We start from the raw sequence: 25,466 nt of genomic DNA, 5'->3' as shown, positions 1-25,466 counted from the left end.
GAAATAATAAGAATCGCCATGGTGGCATTCACCCGCTTAGGACAAAAAAGATGAGAACAAAAGTTGCAATTATCGGCGCTGGCCCTTCTGGTCTCTTGCTTGGTCAACTGCTCCTAAAGGCTGGCATTGATAATGTCATTATCGAACGGCAGAACCCTGATTATGTCCTGGGGCGTATCCGTGCGGGCGTGCTTGAGCAAGGGACTGTCGATTTGCTGCGACAAGCGGGTGTTGCTGAACGAATGGATCGCGAAGGTCTCGTTCATGACGGATTTGAATTAGCGTTTGATGGGCGTAGTGAGCATATAGACCTTAAAGGTTTGACCAACGGTAAAACGGTAATGGTTTACGGTCAGACCGAAGTCACTAGGGATCTAATGGAGGCTAGAAGCTCCAGCGGAGGTATTACTTACTACAACGCCACGAATGTACAGCCGAAAGATATAAACTCCCCGGCGCCTTACATCACCTTCGATCATGATGGATCGACTGTTCGCTTGGACTGTGACTACATCGCAGGCTGTGATGGATTCCATGGTGTGTCGCGAAAGACTATCCCGGATGGGGTTCTTAAGGAGTTTGAGCGTGTCTATCCGTTCGGCTGGTTAGGGGTGTTAGCTGATACACCTCCTGTGAGTGATGAACTCATCTATGCCAGCCATGAACGCGGTTTCGCTTTATGCAGCATGCGGTCACCTACGCGCACCCGCTATTACATTCAGGTACCTAGCGATGAAAAAGTCGAAGCTTGGTCTGACGATCGTTTCTGGCAGGAGTTGAAAAAACGGCTCCCTGCAGAAACCGCTGACAGGCTCATAACTGGCCCGTCCATTGAAAAGAGTATCGCTCCACTTCGCAGTTTTGTCGTCGAGCCTATGCAGTACGGAGCCCTTTTTCTACTGGGTGATGCGGCGCATATTGTGCCTCCAACCGGCGCAAAAGGCCTTAACCTTGCGGCTAGCGATGTGAGCACACTCAGCCGCATTCTTGTGAAGGTTTATCAAGAAGGCCGTACAGATCTTCTCGAACGCTATTCTGAAGTTTGTTTGCGTCGAATCTGGAAGGCTGTGCGTTTCTCATGGTGGATGACTTCAATACTGCATCGCTTCCCAGGTAATGATGATTTTGGGCAGCGAATTAAGCAGGCCGAGCTCGACTATTTTGTACGCTCTGAGGCGGGGCGTCGGACTATCGCAGAAAATTACGTGGGACTCCCTTACGAGGCTATTGAGTAAGTAAAGAAAGTCTGAGGTATCCCAAGTCACCCGAGTCATTTGTTGGGATAAGATTGGACGATCGTGAACTACCCTAGTGAGCTTGGAGTGTATAAGGCATCAAAGTGACGAGAATTGGTTCTCAGTGCTTTTGACCAGATTCGCTGCGCTCACATTTTGGCAGTAACGCCATCGCGACACCTCCAGTACGATGCCTGAGATCAATAATAGGTGCAGCGATATAGGCTCATTCAAAACCAGTATACCTCCAAGCGAAGCGATTATCGGAACGCTTAGCTGGAGAGTGGCGGCCTGTTGAGAACTAATGTGCTTGATTGTGCTGTACTAGAGCGCATAACCGCAGCCTGATGCCAGGACACCTGAAGCAAGTGCATACATCACTCCAGAAGCGCTGATCTGAAGGGCGCCTCCATAAAACATGGCTGTACCAAGTATGAGCATGAATGGAAGACACCTCACAAAGTTGCCGGTGGTCTGGGCAAGTAGATTCGCATCTCCCTTTCCCAGCAGCGAATAGGCACCCCACGCCACACCTAAAATTGTCATTAGCAGCGCACCATCCCAAGGAGGGGAGCTGGTGCCAGGTAGCAACAACATGAGTAATCCGGAAGAAGCAACCAGCATGCCCATCACCACACTATTATGAAAGCGTTCTCCTTGCACTCACGAGAAAATAAACATTGTTACCTGCACTGACCCGAACAAAATCAGAGCGCCCAAACCTGCACCTAGCTGAACGTAAGCAATTGAGAAGAGATAGGCATATACGATAAGGGAAAGGCCTCCCTTCCAACTTCCACCGACAGTTAATCTAGAACTGCGGATCTTGGTTAGCATCAGCAAAAAAAGCCCACCGCTGAGCAATCGAATCATCGTAATGACTCAGGGTCAATCTGCCCCTCCATCAACGCTTGTCTGCAGAATACTGAGTTTGCCGCGAATGCAACTAGGCACAATATCATTTGCATCACCCAGAGAGGATGACTCACACGGTCTTCTATTATTTTTCTAGTTATTTTCATTGCATCAGACCTACACGATGGGAAATCGGAAGTGACTCTTAACGCCAATCCTTCGTTTACTCTCACGCAATACTGTGGGAAACGACAAGGGGCCCTAGGGCCCCAAGGCTTACAGTCGCGTAGTCAGGCCGATAGATACTCGTCCACAGACTGAACAGTGGCGTAGCCGAACTCGAACGCGGCCATTATTGCCGCTTGCGCCTGGACGGCAGGTACGGAGACACCACGAAAGGTGAGATCCAATGTGGCGCATGCATCATGCAACACAGTCACCGGATAACCCATATCCGCAGCTGCACGTACCACCGCGTCAATGCACATGTGGCTCATCGCACCTATGACCACGATTTCCTCGACATCAGCGGCTTCTAATTGCTGCTTCAGATCCGTTTCCCTGAATGCGTTGATATGTTTTTTTACGATTACAGGTTCGTTACCTTGCGGAACTACGTCTGGTTGAGTTTCCGCACCAGTCGATCCCTTTGCGAAGATCGGAGCATCATCAGCGGACTCATGCCGAATGTGAAAAACAGGAACACCCGTATCGCGCGCGTGGCTGATTACCCGGATAGCATTCTCTACAGCTGCGTCAATGCCGGTCAAAGGCAACTTGCCGGTAGGTAGATATTCGTTTTGTAGGTCAACAACTACAAGACCTGGTTTCATGAGCGATCTCCCGTCGATTATCCAAGGATCTGAATATTGAGCTGGGATCGGGCATAAAAGCTTTTATCCCGACCCAAGAAGGTTTAAGTCAAAATTCCAGCGAAGCGCCGTCCTCAGGAATATCTACGCGATTTTCGATTCCTTGCTCCTTGACGTAGGTTCGTAGTGCTTCACGTGTCAGCGAGGTATGGTTGATTGCATTCATATGCACGGCGACTATCTTCGCTGTTGCCGCAGCCTGGGACGCATGCAGGACGTCGTCTTCACCCATGATGATCGCTCTATCGAATCCATTCACCTTTGCTTTACCGGTATTGAGCACGATGACTTCTGGATGGTATTTCTGAATGGTCTGATCAACCTCTTTACGCCAGATGGTGTCACCGGCAAGGTAGACGGTCTTGTAGCCAGGGGCTTGAAAAACAACGCCCATGGCCTCACCCAAAAGCTTTGCGAGTGGGGGCACTGCATACATTTCGTCTGTACCGTGCTGTCCGCCTGCCTTGGTGAGTTTCACTCCACCGAATTCAGTTTCATCCTTCAGTACTTTCACATTTGTGAAGCCTTGGGAACGAACCAGCTTGGCATCGTCTTCGTGTTGCGTGAATAGCGGGATGTCTTTAGGCAGCGCTTTCTGCGCAGCTTCATCCCAATGATCGAGATGGGTATGGGTGAGGATGACAGCATCTACATTCGCGATAACTTCGGCTGGTGATTCGGTGAGATCGACCATTGGATTACGGAGATTGCTACGGTAGGTATTTTCAAATCCTGGGTAGGCTCCTTTTTTTGCAAGCATCGGATCGACTAGAAACGTGGTTTCCCCATAAGTGATTTTGACCGTTGCGTTACGAATTTGCTGCAAGTCCACTTTGTGGGCGGTGATTGGTGCTGACGAGACATCTGTATTGGCGAACGCCCATGTGCTGGCGGTAGCGCAAGCGAAGCTGAGGACAAGAGGAAGTTTTCTTAAAGTCATTGGATTGATCCTATTAATGCATCGAGAGATTCATTCTTGCCGACTGCGTAGCATCACAACAGTGGCCTGAATGACATATTTCGATATAATTGGGCCAGCCGATCATCGTAGATGTGGCATACGGCGAATGAAGCGCTTGCTGCTCGAATGCGCGCTTATTTAGGCGATCAACCTGAGGCATATTTTATGCGATCCATACGCGTTGCCGTTCTGGCTTTTGAAGGCGTCAGCCTGTTTCATCTTTCCGTTCCTGGAATGGTGCTGGGGACTGCTCAATCCACACCTGGCGAGCCTCAGTACGTAGTGAGTTATTTCGCAGAGAGCACGGGAATGGTGACTAGCGACCAAGGCATTGACCTCGCTGTCACTCATGGATTGGAACTGATGGAGGAATCTGACGTAATCGTCGTTCCCGCATGGGGCGATCAATTAGAAGCTGCATCCGCGCAACTGGTGACGGCGCTCCAGCGCGCCAATTCCCGACGCAAGCTGATAGTCGGGTTATGTTTGGGCTCATTTGTCCTTGGAGATGCCGGGTTGCTTGATGGCAAGGAAGCAACCACCCACTGGGCCGCCCGAGAAGAGTTTGCGCGACGTTTCCCTGAAGTGCGCTTTAGACCCGAGGTTCTATATGTCAGTGCCGGTAACATCATCACCTCGGCGGGTACCGTGGCGGCAATTGATTGTTGCCTTCACTTGGTACGCCAGCGTCTTGGCGCTGATGTTGCGAACCGCACCGCGAAAATGCTCGTAACGCCACCACACAGGCAAGGTGGGCAAGCGCAATATGTTGAACATCCTGTACCGCAGCTATCTAGCGAAACTTATCTGTCTGATGTAATGGCATGGGCTCGAGTAAACCTGGCCAACGATCTGTCGCTGGATGTGCTTGCGGACATGGCGAAAATGAGCAGGCGCACATTTACGCGGCGATTCAAAGAGGCGACAGGGAGTACGGTTTCGAAATGGCTAAATGCGCAACGCGTTGCTAGAGCTCAAGAACTATTGGAAACAACTGACCTGCCAATCGAATGTGTTGCCGGGGAGGCGGGGTTCGGAACGCCTTTATCGCTGAGGCAACAATTCGGCGTTCACCTAGGCACGTCGCCTTCTGAATATCGACGTACCTTTTTTCGCGAAGTGAATCCAAGCCGTAAGGCGGGCGTCAGCGAGACTGAAGCCGAGCTTTCGACTAAATCTCCTGCCGAGGCTTAACGCTCTTGGCGTTCATGCAGCCGCACTCCTGACAAGATCCTGCAGCGCTTGCAATGGATGTAAAACGGTTACTCCGTCCTGTCGTTTTACTTGGCTTCGACATGAATATCCGTCTGCGAGTAATCGGCCAGAAGTATTAAATTTTTTAACAAGAGGCGCCCAGGATTGCTTGTAGATCACTATAGAAGTGCCTGCGTTCTTCGTCTCATGCCCATACGTGCCAGACATGCCGCAGCAACCGCTAGCTTGAATGCTCAGCTTCAGTCCCATTCGCTCGTAGACTTGCTGCCAAAGGCCGATACTGCTTGGTTCATTTGTTTTTTCAGTGTAATGGGGAAAGAAGTAATAGGCAGCGGCATCTTTGACGCTCTGTGCCTGTGGAAGCGCCCCCACGAGCCATTCCTGAGGCAGTAGAGCGGTGGGCATTTTTTCGCTGCTCAGCGTCTTCGCATACTCATGGCGATACACCAGAGTCATCGCGGGATCGAGTCCAACCAGCGGTATTTCGTAGCGCTGAAGCTGACGCAAAGCTTCACTGTTGAAATTTGCCGCTTTTTCAAAAGCCTTGATGAAACCCTTGTAACTGGCCCGTCCTCGCCGTTGTTGTCGAATATTCTGCTCAACGAACTCGACCGCGAACTGGAACGGCGGGGCCATCGCTTCGTGCGCTATGCCGACGATGCGAACATTTATGTGTGCAGTCACCGTGCAGGCGAACGGGTCATGGCCAGCGTCGAGCGGTTCCTGATCCAGCGTCTGAAACTGACGCTGAATCGGGAAAAGAGCCGAGTGGCACGGCCTTGGAACTGCGACTACTTGGGTTATGGGATGAGCTGGCACAAACAGCCGAAGCTGAAAGTGGCAACGATGAGTCTGGTCGCTTGCGCGACCGACTCAGACACCTGCTGCTTGGAGTACGGAGCCACAAGATGGCGAACATCATCGAGGAGATAAACCCGGTGCTGCGATATTGGGATGGCCACTTTAAGCTCAGTCAGAGCAAACACCCCGTTGAGGAACTGGACGTCTGGGTGAGACGCCAGAATTCGTTGCGTCATTTGGCGACAATGGAAGCAGCCCTTGACGAGGGCGCGCAACCTGATGCGCTTGGGCCTCAAGGGAGGCCGTGCCTGCAACTCAGCGTTCAATGGCCGAGGCCCCTGGTGGAACTCGGGAGCGTCACATGTGAACCAGGCGCTACCGAAGAAACTGTGCGATCAACTCGGGTTGGTCTCGATACTGGATACGATAAACCGGTTTAGCCGCCTAACCTGAACCGCCGTATACGGATCCGTACGTACGGTGGTCTGAGAGGACGGCGGGGGTTAAATCCCGCCTCCTACTCGATCCGGAATTTATTCGGAGTCAATCTTTACTTGATCACTTATAAGCTGGGCAAGTATCCGCACTGGCTCGGCGCTCTGTCGAGACCTGTGCTAGCCCGATATCACGGTGGAAGTTCGCGAACTGAATATAACGGCAGTTAGCATGCACGCTTGATACTTTGTCGTCATGGACTAATTTAGATTCGATAGCTGGCTGCGGGATGTGGATTCTGCAACAAGCGGTTTTGGCTGAAGAGTTTCTCCCTCAACGTCCCAGGTGTGTATTCAGTCTTGTAGATTCCTCGCTCCTGAAGGACGGGAATAAGCAACTCGACGATGTCCTTGATCGTGTCAGGCGCCACTGCATACGCCAGGTTGAAACCATCAATATCGGTTTCCTCTATCCACTGTTGCAGCTCATCAGCAACCCGTTGAGCGGAGCCTACGATCAAGGGGCCAGAACCGCCCACGGCGATGTGCTCAGCAACTTCACCTACCGTCCAGACCCTGTTCGGATCGGAGATGGTGAAGCGATCAATCGCAGTATGCATGCTGTCATTACGGATATGCTTGATTGTATCGTTTGGATCACAAGAGGCGAAATCGATGCCTGTCCAGCCCGACATCAGCGTCAGCGCACCCTCATAACTGGCGTAGCGCTTATATTCAGCAAGTTTTTCCTCTGCTTCCGCATCGGTTCTGCCGACAATCAATGTCATCATGCCAAATACAGCAACACTATCGCGAGACCGTCCTTCAGCGACCGTGGCAGCCCTGAGCTTTTTGACAGTGGCCGCAAGTACGGTTTTTGTTGGGCTGCTGGCGAATACACATTCCGCGTGGCGACCTGCGAATGCTTGCCCTTTGGGCGATGCACCGGCTTGGTACAGTACGGGCGTGCGTTGGATGGAAGGCTCGCTGAGATGGATGCCCTTGAGCTGGAAGTATTGACCATAGTGATCGACAGGGTGAACTTTAGCGGGATTGATATAAATTCCCGTATCCACGTTCCGTTCTACAGCATCTTCCTCCCAGCAGCCTTCCCAAAGTTTGTACATGAGCTCCATGTACTCTTCAGCAATTTCATAACGCGTATCGTGGCCAGTCTGTGCCTTCGCGCCGCTGGCTTTTGCAGCACTGTTAAGATAGCCGGTGACGATATTCCAGCCGATTCGGCCATTGGTTAAATGGTCCAGCGTGCTCATTTTTCGAGCGAACGTATACGGCGGTTCATAGGTCAGCGAACCGGTGACGCCAAACCCGAGGTGTTGGGTGACGGCGGCCATCGCTGGAACAATAACGAACGGATCGTGGCTCGGTATTTGGACAGCATTGCGTAGCGCCGCGTCCGAGTTCCCTCCGTATACGTCATAAACTCCGGTCACATCTGCCAGGAAAAGCCCGTCAAATAAACCATTTTCCAGTGTCTTTGCCAGATCCTGCCAGTAACCGATCGTTTTGTACTCTGACGAACGATCGCGTGGGTGACGCCACAATCCCTGGGACTGATGCACAGGCGTGTTCATATCAAATGCATTGAATAGAATTTTTTTAGACATTAGATTTATTCCGATGGTCGGGCGAAGGTCTGAAGATTATTGATGCTCGAGAGTGGCGTACTTGCCGCTGTGGTAAACAAGCGGCTCGCCGCCATTGATCGCTGTATTGATCACTCGTCCAATGATGATTGTGTGATCGCCACCGCTGTAAGATTCATGAACCTCGCATTCACCATGCGCTAAAGCACCTTCAAGACATGGGCTGCCGGTGATGCCTTTGTAGAAGCTTACGTTGTCAAACTTGTCATCGGATTTTGATGAGAATAGTTGTGAAACGGTGCTCTGGTCTTTGCTAAGAAAGTTTATGCAAAAATGACCATTGTCCAAGATCGCAGTCAAGGTCTTGGAGTTGTTGTCAAGGCTCACCAAAAACAATGGCGGTGTCAGAGAGAGTGACATGACAGCGGTCATTGTAATGCCCGCACAAAGTCCCTCATCGTCAGCGGTCGAGATGACGGATACGCCCGCTGCAAATTGGCCAGCGAATTTGCGCAGATCGACTTCTGGTGTTTTTTTATTATCAAGTTGCATGAGATTTCTCCTGTTTGCCTAAACAGATAGTGCTTAGTGACTCACATCAATTCAAACGAATAATTCTGCAGGTTTGAGTTCGGTTTTTTCGATGCGAAAAGCTTTACTGATTTTTTGCACCGCTTCGCCGCGCTGGATCGATGCTCGGGATCTTGGTTGACCTATCTCAGAAAGCCGAGATCCAGAGGGTAATCAAGGATGATTCGGGTCTGGTCGAGGTCGTTTGCGATGGCGTTGTAATCACCACCTGTTCGCATTGAGGCGAGCATCAAACGCAACGATAGATTCTTGGCGGGGCCCGCCTGCACGACGTACCTGACCCACAAATCACGCTCCCATTGCGAGCCACTGCGCACGGCCTGATAGCGGGAGTACGCGCCGCCCGCATCCCTGCCGTCGATATCGGTGCCGCGTAGATAGCGCGCGGTGAAGCTTAGGCCCGGCACACCAAGCACTGCAGCATCCAGGTCGTAGCGGGCACTCCAGATCTTCTCGTTGGGACTGTTGAAGTCACTCCCCTGGGCGGCTGAGTCCAGTTCGATATCGAAACTGTTCCAGACATAGTCGAATGGCTGGTCGCCATCTATCTGCGTGTAGGCAAGTTCGACCTTGTGTCCTGCCAAGGCATAACCCACACGGGTGCTCCAGGCATCGTTACGAATATCACCCAACAACGCCGCGCCGGTATTACGTGTGCGGTAGTAGTTGACCCCGGTATTAATCACGCCACCGACGGCCAAGGGCATGCGGTAGTCAATCGAAGCAAACTGCTGATTCCAGATCTCATCCAGTTCAGAACCGAATAGTTTAATCCTGACGTTGTTGATACCCGTATATATGCCGCCGTAGTAACTGACAAACTCGCTGTCAGTCTGGCGCCCGCTATAGGCCGTACCCAGATGCCCGCCATGATTGGGTTGCGCCCGGTCACTGCTGGAGACGAAACGACCGGCGTTAAGGGTAAGGCCATCGAACGAGCGGTCCGTGGCGCTCCAGCCCCTGAGGGTTTGTGGCAACAGACGAATGTCACCGTACTTGAGCACCGGAGAATCGGGGAACAGGTCGCCGTAGGCCAGTTCCGTGTGGCCCACCCGCATCTTTACCGCACCACCTGCCTTGGAGTAGCCGCTCTTCGGATCGCCCTGATTGTCTCGCGAAACGATGCCGCCATTGCCGATGCCATCGCCGACCCGTCCATTACCACCATCGAGCTTCAGCGCCCCCATGTAATGCAGGTCCACTCCGAAACCAACCAGCCCTTGCGTATAGCCGGAGTTGAACTTTGCCAGGACGCCTTGCGCCCACTCTTGCCGGTAACTTTGCCGTTCGCCTTCGGGATTGCGGTAACTGCCGTTGCGGTTATCAGCATTCCAGTAAAAGTTACGCAGGCCTACCGAGGATGTACTCTCTTCAATGAATCCCTTGGCCGGCTCTGCCGCGGCCACACCTGCACTGCTCAGGACGGCACTGACGCCAGCCATGCCCAAAGTTATAAGTTTAAACCACATAGTGCGCTTCCTCGTTGCCAACAGTGAGCACCGTCAGCGTGAAATTTTTATTGTTATCAAGCGCGTTTGTCTAAAGCGCATTGCGGTATTTCTAACGTGCTACGGGGGAAATCAGTTACGATCTGCAAGTTTGCTTGCGCGTAACGAATTGGCACTTATTAACGTGCGCTAAACTGCTATGCGCATTTTAGAAATGCCCACATAAGGCATTTCTTCGTGACTTACATATTCGATAAGATCGCGTATGCTCACTATTCGCAGAGCATGCTTTTTTGCGAAGTTCATAAGCTCCGGTAATCTGGACATACTTCCATCATCGTTGGCGATTTCACAAATAACGCCGCTGGGCGTTAAACCTGCAAGTCTTGCCAGTTCAACCGATGCTTCTGTATGTCCATTACGACCAAGGACACCTTGCGGATGAGCGATCAACGGAAAGACGTGGCCGGGTCTGCGAAAGTCTTGCGGCCTCGCAGAGGGGACCAGCATCTGTCTGATCGTGTTCGAGCGGTCGCTTGCCGAGATCCCCGTCGTCACATCCTTTACGCCGTCAATTGAAACGGTGAATGCTGTGGCAAAGCTTTCCGAGTTTTCGCATACCATCAGCGGCAGATTCAATTGGGTAGCCAGTTCCGGCTGAATGGACACACATATCAGGCCTCGTCCGAGACGCATCATGAAAGCGATAGTCTCGGGAGTGACCAGGTCGGCAGAGACGACAAGGTCGCCTTCGTTCTCTCGGTCTTCGTCATCGACCACAATGACCATCTCGCCTTGGCTGATTGCGTTAATCGCACTGGCGACGCTATCCAATTTCATAGCTATCAAGCCTCTTTTTGATCAAGTTTGATTTCGTTTGACTGCAGTGAGCGGGTCACTACTGTGGACAAGGAGGAGGGCGCCCCATGGAGGTGCGCCCGTTGATCATTAGTGCCTTAGGTCAATGCCCTTGGTCTCTCGCATGAAAAATACGACCACAAACATAATGACGTTAAGGGCAATCACATAACCGGAAAATACCCAGGCTTCGCCAATCGAGTGCAACCAGGAATTAAGATAGGGTGCTGTTCCGCCGAAAAGACCAGCGGCCAACGATGTCATTACGCTGACGCCCATGCCCCTCATTCGAGCCGGCACCAATTCGGCCATCAAAGCCGGGTAATGCCCTACGCCAATGGCATAGATAAACAGACCCAGGCTTTGCGCAATGAATAGCGACGACGGCTCGCTTGACAGAAGCGCCTGGATTGGAAGGCCGCACAGAACGACCAGCGCAGCGAATGTCATTGAATTGATGCGCCGACCCAGCTTGTCCGAAACCCATCCGAAAACAGGCAGAAATGCAATCATGCAAGCTTGCGCACCAAGACTCGACAGAAAGGCGCTGTTTGGATCCATGCCATGCTGTGTAATAGCCATTGCTGGAGCAAAGGCGACCCACGTGTAATACCAGACGTTCATTGCCGCGTTGATCACCATCACTGTCATAATGATGCGACCGATGCTTACGGGTTTGCCGGGGGCGTCGCTCGCTGGCGCAAGCTTCCCCGCATCAGCCGCGTTGAAGACCTCCGTTTCATGGGCACTTTTACGCAGATACATTACATATAGACCGAGCACCGAACCTGCACCGAAACCGATTCTCCAGCCCCATTCATTCATCACGTCGGCTGTAAATATTGACGTCAGGCCCGCAGCAACGGCCGTGGCAATCATAATGCCCAGAATGACACTCACGTAGACCGAGCTTGTCCAGAGACCTCGTCTATCCCTGGGCGCAATTTCGGCCACATACACGTAGGAAACCCCTGACTCACCGCCATGAGCAAATCCCTGAAGGATTCGCATCACGAGTAGGGCAAAGGAAGCAAATGCTCCAGCGGTCTCATAGGTCGGGAGGAGGGCGATGCCCAGGCTTGCTAACGCAAGCAAGGTCATCGTAACGACCAGGGTAAATTTTCTTCCTCTACGATCGGCAATACGTCCGAAAAACCAACCGCCCAAAGGTCTTGCGACGAAGCCACCAGCAAAGATGGCCAAGGTGGACAGCAAGGCGGAAGTAGGATCAGCTTTTTCGAAGAAGTTTGCCGCCAGGTAAATAGATAGCGTGCTGTAGATTGTCCAGTCATACCACTCCAGGACGTTCCCTGCCGCCGCGGCTTTCAGTGATTGTCGGCGCTGGGCCATCGTGAGGGAACAACCGTCGGATAGGGGAGATTCCTCAGCATCAATCAGCTGGGCATTCGCTACTGTATCGCTCATTGTCATCCTCCCTTTACTTTCGTAAAGATATCGAATTTTTATAGTTGTTATATTGAAGGAGCGTTCTTATCGTTATAAGCGCGCAACATGAGAGTCAGCGCTCTTTACGAGCGCTGTAGGATGAGGTCAGTCTCTTATACAGCTCCAACCGTCCAGCGAGCGGGCGGCAGCGTACCATTGACGGCAAACTCCCCAACTATTCGCTGTTTATAGATATGCGGATTGTGCGAAGCGATGGTGCGCGCATTTCTCCAATAGCGGTCAAGTCCCAGCCCCTGTTTGGTGCTGGAAGCACTCATTGCATCAAATGCTTGAGTTGCTGCGTTTAAAACCAGATCGATAACAACTGACTGGATCTGAGACGTCTCGATTTCGAGGAGCGGACACGCTCGGTCATAAGCTTCCTTGTCGCCGTCTCTCAATAAATTGACGGCGTTCTCCATACTTTCAGCAAGTCGCATCACCAGCGCACCTGCTGAGTAAGCCATGCCTCGTACGGCACCGACTACTTGCAAAAGTTGCGGGTCGTGTGAGGATTTACTGGCTGCGCCATGTGAGTAAACGCGCGTTCTTTTCGCCACAAATTCGGCAGTATCATTGGCAATGCCACGCGCAATGCCCGCCAATGTAGCGAGGTGGTACAGTTGAAAGTACGGAAGCGAATGCCCAAACCGTGTTGAGTGCTTGCGCAGATCATTCTCCGCCACTAGCACATTGCGGAAATGTGCGGTGCCACTGGCAGTGAGCTTTTGTCCAAAGCCATCCCAGTCGTCTATGATCTCCACGCCCTCTGCATGCCTGTTAATCATTGCCAGCACTGCATCGTCGGTAGCGTCGCCCGCGTTGACTTCAATCCAGTCAGCGTACATCGCCCCCGTTGAATAATATTTTGATCCCGTGACGAAAAAATTCCCGTCTTGCTCAATCAGCTTCGTCAGCAACGATTTCTGCATCGCCCCCGGACCAATTTCCGCCATGGCGTTAGAAGCTGTTTCATTACGTCCAGCAATGGTCAGCCAGCGATCCGCGAACGGCGTTGCGCCGAAACTCAGCAAGTCTTCCACGAAGGCAAAGTGGCCGCGTAATGCTTGTGCGATATTGGAGTCAGCTTCACCCAGTTCGATAATCATCGCGAAGAATTCCGGTAGGGTGACCGCCGAGCCGCCGTAGTCGATAGGTACTCGGATTGCGCCAAAACCTAGCGCTTTGAGTTCATTGATTTGTGGGCCAGGTAAAATTCGATTGGAATCTCGCTCGGCCGCACCCTTCTTGATGTCGGCCAAAACAGGTCTGATCTTTTCAACAAGTGAAGCGTACCGAGGTGAAGGCGGGCAGCCCCAAGTATGGGTATCCAGTTGGTCTGTCGAAAGTTCGCTCGTAGTGCTCAACACATCTATCACCTATTATTATTGGAGCATTGTTCGGCAGTGAAGCGACACGTCCTGTTCTGAAAGTTGGAGATCCAGTTGTCATGCAGCTCTGGCGTGTCGGATTATTCATGTGCTTCGATACAACTTGCGCTACGTCATGACTTGAGACTGCGGGGCAGACTTCAGGCGTATCAATCCATCATTTGGAGCTTGTTGATGTCGAAGAATGAAATGTGCAATACCTCTTTCAGTCGCTTGTGACGCCTATCTCCTCCTCGAAATTTCCAGGCTGATAATTTGCCAAGTCCGATCGAAATTCAAACGAAAAAACTTTGTCGGGGTTAATCGATAATTTCGATGGGGAGGTGTGAAGGTGAGGCTGCGCCGGGCTGCGGAGTAGATCTCACGTACGTTGGCAGTCAGAGATAGGGGCTCCGTGCCTCTGATCGGATGATGCTTTCCTATTTGGGGCGCGTTTCCTTCGCAATGATTCAGTGAGGGTTGCCTTGAGCTGTGTCCTGCTTGACTGGACCAGCATGATGGCGTGTGATGATCCCAACGAATTGCCACATCCGAGATCATTACGGGTGGCCAAAAAGTGGTCGCCGGCACCAATCGTTGAACACTTCAAGTGCAGATTAATTATTGAAGAGAATAAAAAAGTATGAATTTCCGCCAACTCGAGACATTTTTGGTAATCGCCGAACTTGGAAGTTTTTCAGCGGCGGCAGATCGCCTGTGTGTCACACAGTCTACGATTTCGGCTCGCATTATTGAGCTTGAACAAGACCTGGGTGTCGAACTATTTGATCGATCACAACGTCATGTGCAACTGACGTTCAAAGGAAGAGAGCTTGTTGTCTATGCTCAACAGATGGAGACGTTGTCCGAGCAAATAAAACACACAGTGGGTTCGAAGCATTCACTTACCGGAATCATTCGAATTGGCGTTGCAGAACTGGTCGCCATGACCTGGTTGCCCAAGTTTGCGGCCCTCATAAGAGCGCGTTATTCGGGTCTTCAAGTGGAATACGAGGTTGGATTGAACCCCTTTCTTTCAGAGGGCATCCGCAGTGGTAACCTGGACCTGGCCGTTGTGGCGGGTCTCTCTCCCGAACCTGGCCTGATTGCACGTGACCTTGGAACGGTTTCGTTTGCCTGGATGGCCAGTGACTCTCTTATTCCCAGCAACGAAATAATGCCTGTGGAGGAACTGCGCAAGTGGCCAATTTTGTATCAGGGCACAGAGTCCTACACTAATAACTTGATCGATGATCTTTTGAACTTGCCCATAGGCCGTAAGCAGCGAGCGGCGACTTGTAACTCTCTAGGCGCAATCATTTCACTCGCCCGTGGCGGGCTGGGCATCAGCTTGCTGCCAATCTCATCCTGTGCCAGTTACATCAAGAGCGGCGAACTGAAGATTTTGAAAACAGCCCCCGAATGTTATGAGATGCCCTTTACTGCGGTGTATGACCGACACCCCAACGCTAATTTGTTGGCCGCTATCGCAGACATCAGCTACGAAGCCAGCAGTTTTCATCGGCGGTGAAAGAACGTCCTGGCACACCTCATTCAAAGCCTTTATCGGCATCCCGCATAACCATGGAATCATTTTCTATTGACCGGTCGGTACAGAGCCGTTATAAATTTGCCAGGAACTCAAACCTCGCACGGTCATGCACCGTCGTAGGGAACATCTGAAAGCCCACACGGGCATTGGAGCCAACAAGAACAATGAGCAATCACCTCACGCAGACCGCTACCTCATCCGTGTCCGCGAGGCTGATAGGGTTGACCTGTTTTGCCATGGTCGCATTCGCCGCCAACTCGTTGCTGTGTCGCCTGGCGCTCAAACACACCAGCATTGATGCAGCGAGCTTCAGCGTTGTTCGACTAGCGAGTGGCGCTTTGGTGTTGTGGCTGATTTGTGCGCTCAAACGGCCTTCAACGCCGGTCAAGGGAAGTTGGTTGGGTGCCGCAGCGCTGTTCATTTACGTGTTCGCTTTTTCCTTTGCTTACCTTCACCTCGAAACTGGAACGGGGGCATTGCTGCTGTTCGGTGCTGTGCAGCTGACCATGGTTCTCTACGGCGTTTTCAAGGGCGAGAGGATGCGGCTACCGGCGATTGTCGGTCTATTGTCGGCTCTGGGTGGCCTGATCAGTTTACTGCTCCCAGGGGCCACGGCTCCCGACCCTTTGAGCGCGATCATAATGCTGATATCGGGGCTCGCATGGGGGGGCTACTCGTTGCTTGGCAAAGGCGTATCGGACCCTTTGGCGACCACCTCAGGCAACTTCATTCGGTCAATTCCTCTGGTTCTTCTAGCCAGTCTGGCGTTTTTACCAGGGCTGCGCTGGGATCCGCTGGGGCTACTCTACGCGGTGTTTTCCGGAGCGCTGGCCTCGGGCGTCGGGTACGCGATCTGGTACAGCGCAGTGCGCGATCTGGCATCGTTTCAAGCGGCTAGCGTGCAATTGAGTGTGCCCATCCTGGCGTCGCTCGCAGGCATCATTTTCCTCAATGAAAGCCTCACCCTACGGCTGGTCGTAGCTTCTCTTGCTGTCCTCGGCGGCGTCGCATTGGTCCTGGGTTGCAAGCAACAACGCTAAGCGCTGCAAGTTAACGAAAAGTGGTGACAGGCATTCCTACCATGGCCAATGAGAGCCCAGGTTAAAGAATGTCTGCACCGTTACTTGAGCTACATCGCGTTAACGACCTGGCTTCAGCGTTGAGTTGAACCGAGCGCTTGCTGCAAGTCATCTATCAGGTCTTCAATCGCCTCAATGCCGACAGACAAACGAATCATCTCTGGCTTCACGCCAGCCTTGGCTTGTTCATGCTCGTTCATCTGGCGATGGGTGGTAGAGGCGGGGTGGCAAGCCAGTGACTTGGCGTCACCGATATTCACGAGGCGCTTGAAGATTTGCAGTGCATCGTAGAAACGCACGCCTGCTTCGTAGCCGCCCTTCAAACCAAATGACAGGATTGCCGATGGCTTGCCCTGCATGTATTTCTGCGCCAGCGCGTGATGTGGATGATCCGGCAGGCCGGCGTAGCTGACCCACTCCACGTCAGCATGCCCTTGCAGAAATTGCGCAACCTTCAGGGCGTTTTCAGTGTGGCGCTCCATGCGCAAAGCCAGGGTTTCTAGCCCTTGAAGCAACAGGAACGCGTTCATCGGTGCCAGCGCCGCCCCGGTGTTACGCAGTGGCACCGTGCGAGCGCGCGCGATGAAGGCAGCCGGGCCGAATTTTTCGCTGTAGACCACACCGTGATAGGCCGGCTCGGGCTGGTTGAGGCCGGGAAATTTTTCCGGGTATTGGGTCCAAGGGAAGGTGCCGCTGTCGACGATCACACCGCCCAGTGAGTTGCCGTGGCCGCCGACGTATTTGGTCACAGAGTGCACGACTATGTCGGCACCAAACTGGATCGGCTTGCACAAAATCGGCGTGGCCACGGTGTTGTCGACCATCAACGGCACCCCACGGGCGTGAGCGACTTCGGCCAGGGCTTCAAGGTCGATGATATTGCCGGCTGGATTGCCGATGCTTTCGCAGTACACCAGCTTGGTGTTGTCATCGATCAGTTCGGCGATGGCCTCGGCAGAGTCGTTGCGAGCGAAGCGTACATCGACGCCAAAACTCGGCAACAGGTGGGCAAACAGAGTGTAGGTGCCGCCGTAAAGTTGCGGGGTGGTGACGATATTGTCACCGGCGCGGGTCAGGGTCTGGATCGCATAGTGGATCGCGGCACTGCCGGCCGAGACGGCCAGCGCCGCGATACCGCCTTCGAGGGCGGCTATGCGCTGCTCTAGCACGTCGTTGGTGGGGTTCATGATTCGCGTGTAGATATTGCCGGGCACTTCCAAATTGAAAAGGTCGGCGCCGTGCTGGGCGTTATCGAATTCGAAAGCGACGTTTTGATAGATCGGTACGGCGACGGCCTTGGTGGTCGGATCCGACTTGAAGCCGTGGTGCAGTGCGATTGTGGCGTCTTTCATGATGGTTATTGACCTTCTCTAAGGCGTCCCGGAATTTGTTTTAATTGAGTGAGGTAGTAACAAGGAGAGCGCCTCGCCTGGACCGCGAGGCCCCCGAAGTTTGTCCGAGTTATTAATGACGATCGAGCCATACCGTCTGTGCGTTACAGAATTCTCGTACCCCAAAGTGCGAAAGCTCGCGACCAAAACCGCTCTTCTTCACGCCGCCAAAGGTGACACGGGGGTCGGAAGCGCAGTAACCATTGATGAATACACCACCTGTTTCAAGCTCCCCCGCCATTTTTTGGGCCCGTTCCACATCGCCTGTATAGATTGTTGCAGTGAGTCCGAACTCACTGTCATTTGCCAGTTCCAGCGCGTGCGCAGCGTCGCGTGCGGTGATTATCGACGCGACTGGGCCAAACAGTTCCTGCTTGAACGAGGTCATCTGTTTGGTGACATGGGTTAAAACCGTTGGCTCGTAGAAATTTCCGAGGCCTTCAGCTTTCTTGCCGCCCAGCAATAACGTCGCCCCTTCTTCCAGCGTATCGCGCACTTGTTGATCCAGTTCATCACGCAGATCAAAACGAGCCATCGGGCCGATGTAGGTGGTAGCTGCGAGTGGATCACCGAGCACCAGCTTGCGTGTGGCTTCGACAAACTTGCGGGTGAATTCCTCGGCAACGCCTTGCTCGACAATCAGGCGCTTGGCCGCTGCGCAGACTTGCCCAGTGTTTTGATAACGACCGATCACCGCGGCTTTCACCGCATCGTCGAGGTCGGCATCATCGAGTACGATAAACGGGTCTGAGCCGCCTAACTCCAATACGCACTTTTTCAATGCTGCACCGGCCTGAGCGCCGATGGCCGTGCCGGCCCGCACACTGCCGGTGAGGGTCACCGCTGCAACGCGTGAGTCCTTGATCGCCATGGAAACACCGACCGGCGTAACGTTGATGACTTCGAAAACCCCCTCGGGGAATTCCGCCTGCTTCAAGGCGTCCTGCAAAAGATAAGCGCTGCCCATTACGTTCGGCGCGTGTTTGAGCACGTAGGTGTTGCCGGCGAGCAAGACCGGAACGGCTCCGCGCAGGACTTGCCAGATCGGAAAGTTCCACGGCATCACCGCGAGAATCGGGCCGATCGGGCGGTATTCGATGCGTGCCTTGCCGCCTTCAACCATGGTTGGCTCGGCTGTTAACATCGCAGGGCCGTGTTCGGCGTACCACTCGCAGAGCTGTGCACACTTTTCGATTTCGCCACGAGCCTGGCTGATCGGCTTCCCCATCTCCAGGGTAATCATGGTTGCCATCGCTTCTGCATTGTTGCGCAAGACGTTGGCCAGGGTGTTCAGCCGTTGCGCGCGCTGCGCTACGGGTGTGCCCCGCCAGACACGAAACCCGGCCGCGGCACGTGACAGTGCTGTGTGCAGCGCCGCGTTCGATTCAAAAGGGTAGTGGCCGATCTGCTCGCCGTTGGCGGGGTTGATCGAAATGGCGTGGGTGAGGTTGGAAACGTTGGTCATTGTACCGCCCTGAGTGGTGGGGATGCGTTCAAGCTACGGTGGCTACAGATTTCTGGAAATTGATTAATTCTGATCAAATCGTTCACGTTTAAAGAACGACCTGGATCTGGTTTGGCCCGAGCCCTTTTCCTAGGGATTTTTTAAACAGTTGGACATGCAGGCAACTGCTTTGCTATCGGGTCGATCATCGACAAAAAAACCTTCTTGATTCGGCATTTTGAGGTTGGCTAATGTCGACGCGTCCACCGTCGCATTGGCGTCGAGCAGTTTGTTAATGTGTAAGACGTATCCGGTCACCGCATAGACCTGGTCGTTGGTTAGTGACTGTGGAGCCTGGAAGGGCATTGCCCTGCGTATGTAGTCGAAGAGCGTCGTCGCATAGGGCCAGTAGCTGCCCACCGTTTTCAGCGGCTTTTCAGTCGTCAGCGACCCTTCACCTCCGGTTAACGCAGGACCTACTCCGCCTTCGAGTTTCATGCCGTGGCAAGCGACGCAGCTACTCATGTAAACCTTTTCGCCCTCCGCGATTGTGGCATTTCCCGGTGGCAATGCTTTGCCATCAGGAGCCACATCGATGTTCCAACCGGCGATCTGCGCCTCCGTAGCTTTTGTGCCCAAGCCGTATTTGGGTTCCGCCGCGGCATAAGTGAACACGCATGCACCCAGCACGCCAAAGACTAGCGATCCGCATTTAAGCCCGCCCATTGGTCACCTCCCCATTGCTGGATACGCGCCACGGTTGCACTGAGTTGTTGTGATAGAACGAGACCTTGCCACGCTCGTCGATCAACTGCTCCATCATCGGCTGTACGTATCCGGTCTCGTCAATGGCACGGCTCATAATCATCAGTTCCTGGCCGTTCCATTCGAAGGCTGCTCTAAAGGCGGTTAGCGCCTTAGTCAGAATGGGCTCCTGTAACCTTGCTTGAGTCCAGTTGTTACCGCCGTCTACGGAGACGTCGACACGTGTGATTTTGCCGTGGCCGCTCCACGCAATCCCACGCATTTCATGGACGCCCTTGCGTGTCAGCTTCTGGGTGCCGGAGGGGTAGGTAATCAGTGATTTGCATTCCATGACAAAGGAAAACTTCCGGGCTTTGCCGTTGGCCATTAAATCGGTGTACTTGGCGGTTTCCTCTCGACTGTAGGCAGGTGCGTCGGTGACGTGTAATCGACGCAACCATTTGATGTGAGTATTGCCTTCGTAGCCTGGAACAAAAAGACGTAAGGGGTATCCCTGTTCTGGCCTCAGTCGCTCGCCGTTCTGGCTGTACACGACCATCACATCGTCCAGACACTTCTCGATCGGAATACTTCGCGTCATCGCTGCGCCGTCGGCACCTTCGGCGATTATCCACTTGGCTTCGGGCTTCAGGCCGGCCTCATCCAGCAGTGTCCTCAGAGTCACTCCAGTCCATTCAGCGCAACTCACAAGGCCGCTCACTTCGGCCGCAGTTTTACCCCACGGAGGGAGGAATGACGGATTGCCCGAGCACTCCATGAAATACACCCGCGATACCGCGGGAAGCTGGCGAATCTCATCCACGGTGAATATAAGCGCTGTTTCGGTGAGGCCATGGATCATCAAGCGATGTTCCGCAGGATTGATCTGCGGGACGCCTGCGTGGTGGCGCTCATAAAACAGACCATTGGGCGTAATGATGCCGTCCAGCTCTTGAAGCGGCGAGGTGCTGTAGGCCGACATCGTGTCTTTCAGGCCGGGGTACAGACTCCTGATAGCCTTCGTTTCGAACGTTGAAGGTTTGCCATAAGGGCTTGCTGTGGGTGTGCCCAGGCTGCGAGTCCATTGTGGGACTTCAAGGGGTAGGTTCGGGTCAAGGCCGGTCGCGCTGGTGGTGTCTGCCATGACGAGTTTGCTGTCAACCAGGCCAAAGGCGGCGGTGCCAACAAGTGCGCCGCTTTTAATCAGAAAATCTCGACGAGCCAGTGGCGTTTTAGACGCTTCTTGCTCAGCGGAGGCAGTGGATTTTTTTGTCATTTTTTTCCTCTGGAGCTTTGCCGACACAGATATACCGATCAATGGACCGATCGGTCAGTCTGGTGGGAGCTTAGATCGGAAAATACGGCTGGTCTAGTCTTTGCGAGCGACGACAAAGTGTTAAAGCAGATTTGGGTGAGGGGGGGGGGCAGCGGGGAAGCGGCGCATGTGATGCACCGCTGATAGCCGTCAAGCTTGGCGTTGCGCAGTTTTGAGTCCGGGCAGAATGGTGTCGCAAAAGAACATTGCGATGGATTCGGGAGAGCGCGGGCCTCCTGGTTTGATCCACAGGTAACTGTAGTGGTGAATGCCAAGGATCGCCTTGACGGCCAATGAGTCGGAAGTATGGAACGTACCCTCGCTGACGCCTGCCTTGAGGATCTGCGACCAGAGCTTTTCATACTGACGGTGCAGGTCGAGTAGTTCGGTCTGGCGTGCACCAATGACGGAATACACTTCACGAAAACAGACCGTCATCTCGGCTAGATGAATGACGATCGTACGCATGACGATGGTGGAGAACTGGCGAAATTTGTCTTCGGCAGGCAGATCGCTTTCGCACAGTGGGATGCCTTCAGCGATCAAGACCCGCAGGTAGCGGCTGGTGATCTCAAACAGCAACTCTTCCTTGCTGCCGATATGGTAATACAGCGCACCTCGACCAAGCCCCGTGGCCTTTTCAAGCTCGGCCATACCGGTCGCGTGAAAGCCCCGAGTGGAAAACAACTCCGCAGCGATTCTCAGTATCCGTTCCTTGGTGCCGATTTCAGTCGGTTCTACAGTGACGGCAATGTTTTTCTTTCCCATGAGTCCATTTCCAGCTTGTTAGGCACCAATCATACGCATGCAGTCGTGTTGAAGGATATCGATGCGAGCATTGGAGAATAGCCCTATTGACCGATCGGTACAGCAGGATTATAAATTGCCTCCCAAATGGACAGATCCGTTAAGGCGTGCAGCTCTAGGAGTATTTCTGAAAAATTTGGGATGAGTGATATCCGTTGCGACCATATTGGCATGCTGTATGCCTAAGGATCCCGCGTTTTGACTTTGATGTCAGGTATGTCGCGTCTTGCTCGCAGTACGAAATATTCAACGTAGCATTGTGCGACGGTACAGTGAGCGCGCCCCGCTATCAAACAGGGTCGGCTGAAGTTTGAGGCTTTAACGAAATCTAGTTTTCTTAAGTATGTCAGGGTAAATCGATTTTTTGAACACTTAAGTGAGGCATGTATGATTTTAGACAATTTCCATACCATATATGCGGAAAGGTTCTTCGCGCAACATGCTGAGTTGTTTTCCCCCTATTTGGCAGAGGTTGGGCTCAGTGAAATTATTTTGCGTTCTCCCAGTTATGAAATCCCCTTATCTGAATACGTTGCTTTATGGGAGGTGCTGGGCAGGGAAGTATCACAAACCATCGGGCTAAAGGTCGGAATACGAACAAGCTGTCATGGCTGGGGTATCTGGGGGCATGCAGTCCGGAGCGCGCCGACTGTGGATTTGGTACTTCATTGCTTGGGGCATTACATTGATGTCCTTATTCAAGGCGTTAGAATTGAAGTTGATAAAACGGATCGGTTGATTAGTGTTAGTTACCAGATTATTGATCCACTCATCATTCAGCGCAAGCAGGATGCTGAATTCTCAATTGCCTCTGGACTTAGCTTGATGCGGGAGGTTACAGGTTGTGATGAACTTTCACCAGTATTCGTAGAGTTCGAGCATGGCGCCTCAGGTGACTTGGATGTATATAAAGAAATATTTAATTGCCCTGTTTTTTTCAATCGACCTACAAATCGCTTATGCTATTCTGCCGCCCTTTTAGATATGCCTGTGCGCACTGCCGATATTCGTTTGTTTCAGGCGTTGGAGGGGGTGCTGGAACAGAGACATGCAGTTAGAGTGGGCCCTAATGATTTGCTGAATGGACTTTTGCGCCACGTCGCTGATAACTTGAGCAGTGGATGCCCAAACATAGATCAAATAGCCGCCTCAATGAAATTGGGGGTTCGGACGCTACAACGTCGTTTGGCCGATCAGGATTTGGATTTCAGTCATCTTGTTGAATCGGTTCGTCGGTCTTTGGCAGAAAATTATGTATCGTGTTCCAACCACAGCATAACCGACATTGCACTATTGCTTGGGTATACCGAGGCAAGCTCTTTCAGCCGTGCGTTCCGGCGCTGGATGCAGTTGACTCCGCAGCAGTACAGGCAGCAGGCAAGGGCAAAGTCGAATCCAGTTGGCACCTGATGCCTGTGTTTTAGTCGCGCTCGGACAAGCCCATCTGTCGTACTTGCAGTAGCTTCGCAGTTTTGTAGGCACATGCCGGAGAGCGAAGATGTTAATGCAGATTGAAAATTCTGATAAGTTTTTTATCGGCGGCACTTGGATGGGTCCCCAAGGCGATTACTCATGTCATGAGGTCATAAATCCAGCGAATGGTAGCGTATCAGGGTCGGTTTTGTTTGGCTCATCGGCTGACGTAGAGTTGGCTATACAAGCCGCTTTCGATGCCTTTCCTCGATACTCCATCACCCCTGTCGACTTTCGTGTTGCGCTATTGGAACGAATATGTGCAATTTACGAAAGACGTCTAGATGATTTAGCTAAAGCAATTACGCTTGAAATGGGCGCGCCTTTACATCACTTATCTCGACCTTTACAAGCTTCGATTGGACTTTGGCATTTTCAAGCTGCACTGGAAACGCTTAAAAATTTCAGGTTTGAAACCCAGCAAGGAACAACACTCATTACTAAAGAGCCTATTGGAGTATGCTCTTTGATTACGCCTTGGAACTGGCCCATGAATCAGGTTGTATGCAAAGTCGCCCCAGCGTTGGCCGTGGGGTGCACCATGATACTTAAGCCAAGTCAGAATGCACCTTACTCAGCATTGATCTTAGCTGAGATATTAGAGGAGGCAGGTGTTCCTGCTGGCGTGTTCAATATGGTGAATGGAGAGGGCCGTAAACTGGGGCAGCAATTGGCCTCCCATCCGCTAGTGGACATGGTGTCATTGACGGGTTCCACACAGGCGGGGAGTAGCTTGACTGTTGCGGGTGCTGAAACAATAAAGAGAATGTCATTAGAGTTGGGTGGGAAATCTGCGAATATTATCCTGTCTGATGCAGATTTAGAACAGGCGGTCCGGCATGGCGTTCTACATATGATGTCAAACTCAGGTCAGTCCTGCACCGCGCCCTCTAGAATGCTTGTTCCGCGAAAAAAATTTGAAGAAGTTGAACGGATTATCATTAAGGTGTGTTCTGATATAAAAGTCGGTGATCCTATGGACCCTGAGACCATGATGGGTCCAATGGCGAATGAGCGACAATACAATCTTGTCAGGGACTTAATACAGGTCGGTATCAACGAAGGGGCGAAGATATTAGTAGGAGGTACTGGGAATCCAATGAAAAATAACGAAGGATTCTACATTGCTCCAACTGTATTCACTCGTGTTGATAATAAAATGTTGATTGCGCAAGAAGAAATTTTCGGCCCTGTGCTAGTCGTCATCGGATACGACAGCGAAGAAGAGGCTATCGCTATAGCTAATGATTCGATATACGGTCTTTCCGGGTACGTTTATTCATCTAATCTGTTGCGCGCCAAAGAAGTTGCGAAGCTTATGCGCACGGGTATGGTTCATCTTTGCGGCGCCCCAACCGACATCAATGCGCCTTTCGGCGGCTATAAGAAATCTGGAAATGGGCGGGAGTGGGGAATTGCTGGTTTTGATGAATTTTTGGAGACCAAGTCAATAATGGGTATGTTGTAAGAATAGGGGGGGATTGCTCAGTTTGTTGAGGAGTCCTCCCTTCTCTTTCGGAGGTGAGATCGGACGTTTCGATTGCAATACGCGAGGGCGCTCACTTGCTTCCAATCCCCTGCTTGCGATTGTTTACTCACGACCTGGCAGGCTGCGAGTTCATCTTTCGAAATTTGCACTTGTTTTTATAAGTTTCACAGAAAGTCGGGTAGGCGCTCCGGAAGCGTTCGCATTTTACCCGCGATTACTGCTTTCTGCGTCATTGCCGCAGAACCATCATTGCGCAAGGAGTCGATTGTCATTCGATGTCAAGCATTCTGTCGTCGGATGGCAAGCGACTGCCTCGAATAATGAATACTTTGCTTGCTAGGTGAGCAGTAACCTTAACCGCAGTTTTTAGCTCGGATGGTTTTAAGGGCGTACTAGCTAACCAATAACAAAAATCAAAAGTGCGTGTACCGATTATATTGATCCTCCGTTTTCTGTCTTTTTCCCGGCAGAGCTAAGGT

20 protein-coding genes and 2 pseudogenes are annotated in these 25,466 nt (G+C 52.4%); 7 read left to right on the top strand and 15 right to left on the bottom strand.

Annotated features, from left to right (window positions below):
• Positions 1–50 precede the first annotated feature (50 nt).
• Complete coding sequence (pobA, locus tag AB4O41_RS06740) at positions 51–1,235, top strand: 4-hydroxybenzoate 3-monooxygenase (protein WP_460146779.1); 1,185 nt, start codon at positions 51–53, stop codon at positions 1,233–1,235.
• A 324-nt stretch (positions 1,236–1,559) separates the two neighbouring features.
• On the opposite strand, the gene AB4O41_RS06735 is transcribed toward pobA, so the two are convergent.
• The 3 genes from AB4O41_RS06735 to AB4O41_RS06725 form a co-directional block, all read right to left on the bottom strand.
• Complete coding sequence (locus AB4O41_RS06735) at positions 1,560–1,859, bottom strand: hypothetical protein (protein WP_460146778.1); 300 nt, start codon at positions 1,857–1,859, stop codon at positions 1,560–1,562.
• Positions 1,860–2,380: 521 nt separating this feature from the next.
• Positions 2,381–2,923 (bottom strand): cysteine hydrolase family protein, encoded by a 543-nt coding sequence (locus tag AB4O41_RS06730; RefSeq protein WP_460146777.1) that lies wholly within the window; start codon positions 2,921–2,923, stop codon positions 2,381–2,383.
• Positions 2,924–3,011: 88 nt separating this feature from the next.
• Entirely contained in the window at positions 3,012–3,902 is an 891-nt protein-coding gene (locus tag AB4O41_RS06725) for an MBL fold metallo-hydrolase (protein ID WP_460146776.1), read from the bottom strand.
• 186 nt (positions 3,903–4,088) lie between these two features.
• On the opposite strand from AB4O41_RS06725, the gene AB4O41_RS06720 reads away from it, so the two are divergent.
• Positions 4,089–5,117 (top strand): GlxA family transcriptional regulator, encoded by a 1,029-nt coding sequence (locus tag AB4O41_RS06720; protein ID WP_460146775.1) that lies wholly within the window; start codon positions 4,089–4,091, stop codon positions 5,115–5,117.
• A 12-nt stretch (positions 5,118–5,129) separates the two neighbouring features.
• On the opposite strand, the pseudogene AB4O41_RS06715 reads toward AB4O41_RS06720, so the two are convergent.
• A pseudogene (locus tag AB4O41_RS06715) lies at positions 5,130–5,696 on the bottom strand ((Fe-S)-binding protein); the annotation flags it as partial.
• A 6-nt stretch (positions 5,697–5,702) separates the two neighbouring features.
• On the opposite strand from AB4O41_RS06715, the pseudogene AB4O41_RS06710 reads away from it, so the two are divergent.
• Positions 5,703–6,392: pseudogene (locus AB4O41_RS06710) on the top strand (group II intron maturase-specific domain-containing protein); the annotation flags it as partial.
• A gap of 247 nt (positions 6,393–6,639) precedes the next feature.
• On the opposite strand, the gene AB4O41_RS06705 reads toward AB4O41_RS06710, so the two are convergent.
• From AB4O41_RS06705 to AB4O41_RS06680, 6 genes are all read right to left on the bottom strand, one after another.
• On the bottom strand, positions 6,640–8,001 hold the full coding sequence (locus AB4O41_RS06705) for an LLM class flavin-dependent oxidoreductase (RefSeq protein WP_460146774.1): 1,362 nt from the start codon (positions 7,999–8,001) through the stop codon (positions 6,640–6,642).
• Between the two features lie 36 nt (positions 8,002–8,037).
• Positions 8,038–8,532: a flavin reductase family protein gene (locus tag AB4O41_RS06700; protein WP_460146773.1), complete on the bottom strand. Its 495-nt coding sequence runs from the start codon at positions 8,530–8,532 to the stop codon at positions 8,038–8,040.
• Positions 8,533–8,693: 161 nt separating this feature from the next.
• Positions 8,694–10,040 (bottom strand): OprD family porin, encoded by a 1,347-nt coding sequence (locus tag AB4O41_RS06695; RefSeq protein WP_460146772.1) that lies wholly within the window; start codon positions 10,038–10,040, stop codon positions 8,694–8,696.
• Positions 10,041–10,208: 168 nt separating this feature from the next.
• Positions 10,209–10,859 (bottom strand): 3,4-dihydroxy-2-butanone-4-phosphate synthase, encoded by a 651-nt coding sequence (ribB, locus tag AB4O41_RS06690; protein ID WP_460146771.1) that lies wholly within the window; start codon positions 10,857–10,859, stop codon positions 10,209–10,211.
• A 108-nt stretch (positions 10,860–10,967) separates the two neighbouring features.
• On the bottom strand, positions 10,968–12,302 hold the full coding sequence (locus tag AB4O41_RS06685) for an MFS transporter (RefSeq protein ID WP_460146770.1): 1,335 nt from the start codon (positions 12,300–12,302) through the stop codon (positions 10,968–10,970).
• A 134-nt stretch (positions 12,303–12,436) separates the two neighbouring features.
• A complete protein-coding gene (locus AB4O41_RS06680; RefSeq protein ID WP_460146769.1) occupies positions 12,437–13,585 on the bottom strand; it encodes an acyl-CoA dehydrogenase family protein in 1,149 nt (382 codons plus the stop codon).
• Between the two features lie 751 nt (positions 13,586–14,336).
• Between AB4O41_RS06680 and AB4O41_RS06675 the strand changes: the two genes are divergently transcribed.
• Positions 14,337–15,224: a LysR family transcriptional regulator gene (locus tag AB4O41_RS06675; RefSeq protein WP_460146768.1), complete on the top strand. Its 888-nt coding sequence runs from the start codon at positions 14,337–14,339 to the stop codon at positions 15,222–15,224.
• Positions 15,225–15,445: 221 nt separating this feature from the next.
• Positions 15,446–16,285, top strand: a complete 840-nt coding sequence (locus tag AB4O41_RS06670) for a DMT family transporter (protein ID WP_460148309.1) — start codon at positions 15,446–15,448, stop codon at positions 16,283–16,285.
• A 113-nt stretch (positions 16,286–16,398) separates the two neighbouring features.
• Here AB4O41_RS06670 and AB4O41_RS06665 read toward each other — a convergent pair whose 3' ends face one another.
• The 5 genes from AB4O41_RS06665 to AB4O41_RS06645 all read right to left on the bottom strand — a co-directional run bounded on the left by AB4O41_RS06665 (position 16,399) and on the right by AB4O41_RS06645 (position 21,986).
• Positions 16,399–17,676: an O-acetylhomoserine aminocarboxypropyltransferase/cysteine synthase family protein gene (locus AB4O41_RS06665; RefSeq protein WP_460146767.1), complete on the bottom strand. Its 1,278-nt coding sequence runs from the start codon at positions 17,674–17,676 to the stop codon at positions 16,399–16,401.
• A gap of 112 nt (positions 17,677–17,788) precedes the next feature.
• Positions 17,789–19,180, bottom strand: coding sequence for an aldehyde dehydrogenase family protein (locus AB4O41_RS06660; RefSeq protein ID WP_460146766.1), 1,392 nt, complete (start codon positions 19,178–19,180; stop codon positions 17,789–17,791).
• Between the two features lie 129 nt (positions 19,181–19,309).
• Complete coding sequence (locus AB4O41_RS06655) at positions 19,310–19,885, bottom strand: c-type cytochrome (protein WP_460146765.1); 576 nt, start codon at positions 19,883–19,885, stop codon at positions 19,310–19,312.
• Positions 19,872–21,179 (bottom strand): sulfite dehydrogenase, encoded by a 1,308-nt coding sequence (soxC, locus tag AB4O41_RS06650; RefSeq protein WP_159390001.1) that lies wholly within the window; start codon positions 21,177–21,179, stop codon positions 19,872–19,874. The genes AB4O41_RS06655 and soxC overlap by 14 nt, the downstream gene beginning before the upstream one ends.
• A gap of 189 nt (positions 21,180–21,368) precedes the next feature.
• Positions 21,369–21,986, bottom strand: a complete 618-nt coding sequence (locus AB4O41_RS06645) for a TetR/AcrR family transcriptional regulator (RefSeq protein ID WP_159390000.1) — start codon at positions 21,984–21,986, stop codon at positions 21,369–21,371.
• Between the two features lie 426 nt (positions 21,987–22,412).
• Here AB4O41_RS06645 and AB4O41_RS06640 point away from each other — a divergent pair, with 426 nt between their 5' ends.
• Together AB4O41_RS06640 and AB4O41_RS06635 are read left to right on the top strand one after the other, a co-directional pair.
• On the top strand, positions 22,413–23,435 hold the full coding sequence (locus tag AB4O41_RS06640) for an AraC family transcriptional regulator (RefSeq protein WP_159389999.1): 1,023 nt from the start codon (positions 22,413–22,415) through the stop codon (positions 23,433–23,435).
• Positions 23,436–23,523: 88 nt separating this feature from the next.
• On the top strand, positions 23,524–24,966 hold the full coding sequence (locus AB4O41_RS06635; protein ID WP_460146764.1) for an aldehyde dehydrogenase family protein: 1,443 nt from the start codon (positions 23,524–23,526) through the stop codon (positions 24,964–24,966).
• Positions 24,967–25,466 lie beyond the last annotated feature (500 nt).

This window comes from Pseudomonas sp. S2_A02, from assembly GCF_054668495.1.
This window is presented reverse-complemented; position numbering and strand designations above follow the sequence as displayed.

Excerpts from the sequence above, each read along its gene's own strand:
- AB4O41_RS06665 (WP_460146767.1), bottom strand. The coding sequence starts at position 17,676 with ATGAAAGACGCCACAATCGCACTGCACCACGGCTTCAAGTCGGATCCG.
- AB4O41_RS06675 (WP_460146768.1), top strand. The coding sequence starts at position 14,337 with ATGAATTTCCGCCAACTCGAGACATTTTTGGTAATCGCCGAACTTGGA.
- AB4O41_RS06695 (WP_460146772.1), bottom strand. The coding sequence starts at position 10,040 with ATGTGGTTTAAACTTATAACTTTGGGCATGGCTGGCGTCAGTGCCGTC.
- AB4O41_RS06640 (WP_159389999.1), top strand. The coding sequence starts at position 22,413 with ATGATTTTAGACAATTTCCATACCATATATGCGGAAAGGTTCTTCGCG.
- AB4O41_RS06655 (WP_460146765.1), bottom strand. The coding sequence starts at position 19,885 with ATGGGCGGGCTTAAATGCGGATCGCTAGTCTTTGGCGTGCTGGGTGCA.
- pobA (WP_460146779.1), top strand. The coding sequence starts at position 51 with ATGAGAACAAAAGTTGCAATTATCGGCGCTGGCCCTTCTGGTCTCTTG.
- ribB (WP_460146771.1), bottom strand. The coding sequence starts at position 10,859 with ATGAAATTGGATAGCGTCGCCAGTGCGATTAACGCAATCAGCCAAGGC.
- AB4O41_RS06730 (WP_460146777.1), bottom strand. The coding sequence starts at position 2,923 with ATGAAACCAGGTCTTGTAGTTGTTGACCTACAAAACGAATATCTACCT.
- AB4O41_RS06660 (WP_460146766.1), bottom strand. The coding sequence starts at position 19,180 with ATGACCAACGTTTCCAACCTCACCCACGCCATTTCGATCAACCCCGCC.
- soxC (WP_159390001.1), bottom strand. The coding sequence starts at position 21,179 with ATGACAAAAAAATCCACTGCCTCCGCTGAGCAAGAAGCGTCTAAAACG.
- AB4O41_RS06700 (WP_460146773.1), bottom strand. The coding sequence starts at position 8,532 with ATGCAACTTGATAATAAAAAAACACCAGAAGTCGATCTGCGCAAATTC.
- AB4O41_RS06720 (WP_460146775.1), top strand. The coding sequence starts at position 4,089 with ATGCGATCCATACGCGTTGCCGTTCTGGCTTTTGAAGGCGTCAGCCTG.
- AB4O41_RS06735 (WP_460146778.1), bottom strand. The coding sequence starts at position 1,859 with ATGCTGGTTGCTTCTTCCGGATTACTCATGTTGTTGCTACCTGGCACC.
- AB4O41_RS06645 (WP_159390000.1), bottom strand. The coding sequence starts at position 21,986 with ATGGGAAAGAAAAACATTGCCGTCACTGTAGAACCGACTGAAATCGGC.
- AB4O41_RS06705 (WP_460146774.1), bottom strand. The coding sequence starts at position 8,001 with ATGTCTAAAAAAATTCTATTCAATGCATTTGATATGAACACGCCTGTG.
- AB4O41_RS06685 (WP_460146770.1), bottom strand. The coding sequence starts at position 12,302 with ATGAGCGATACAGTAGCGAATGCCCAGCTGATTGATGCTGAGGAATCT.
- AB4O41_RS06725 (WP_460146776.1), bottom strand. The coding sequence starts at position 3,902 with ATGACTTTAAGAAAACTTCCTCTTGTCCTCAGCTTCGCTTGCGCTACC.
- AB4O41_RS06635 (WP_460146764.1), top strand. The coding sequence starts at position 23,524 with ATGTTAATGCAGATTGAAAATTCTGATAAGTTTTTTATCGGCGGCACT.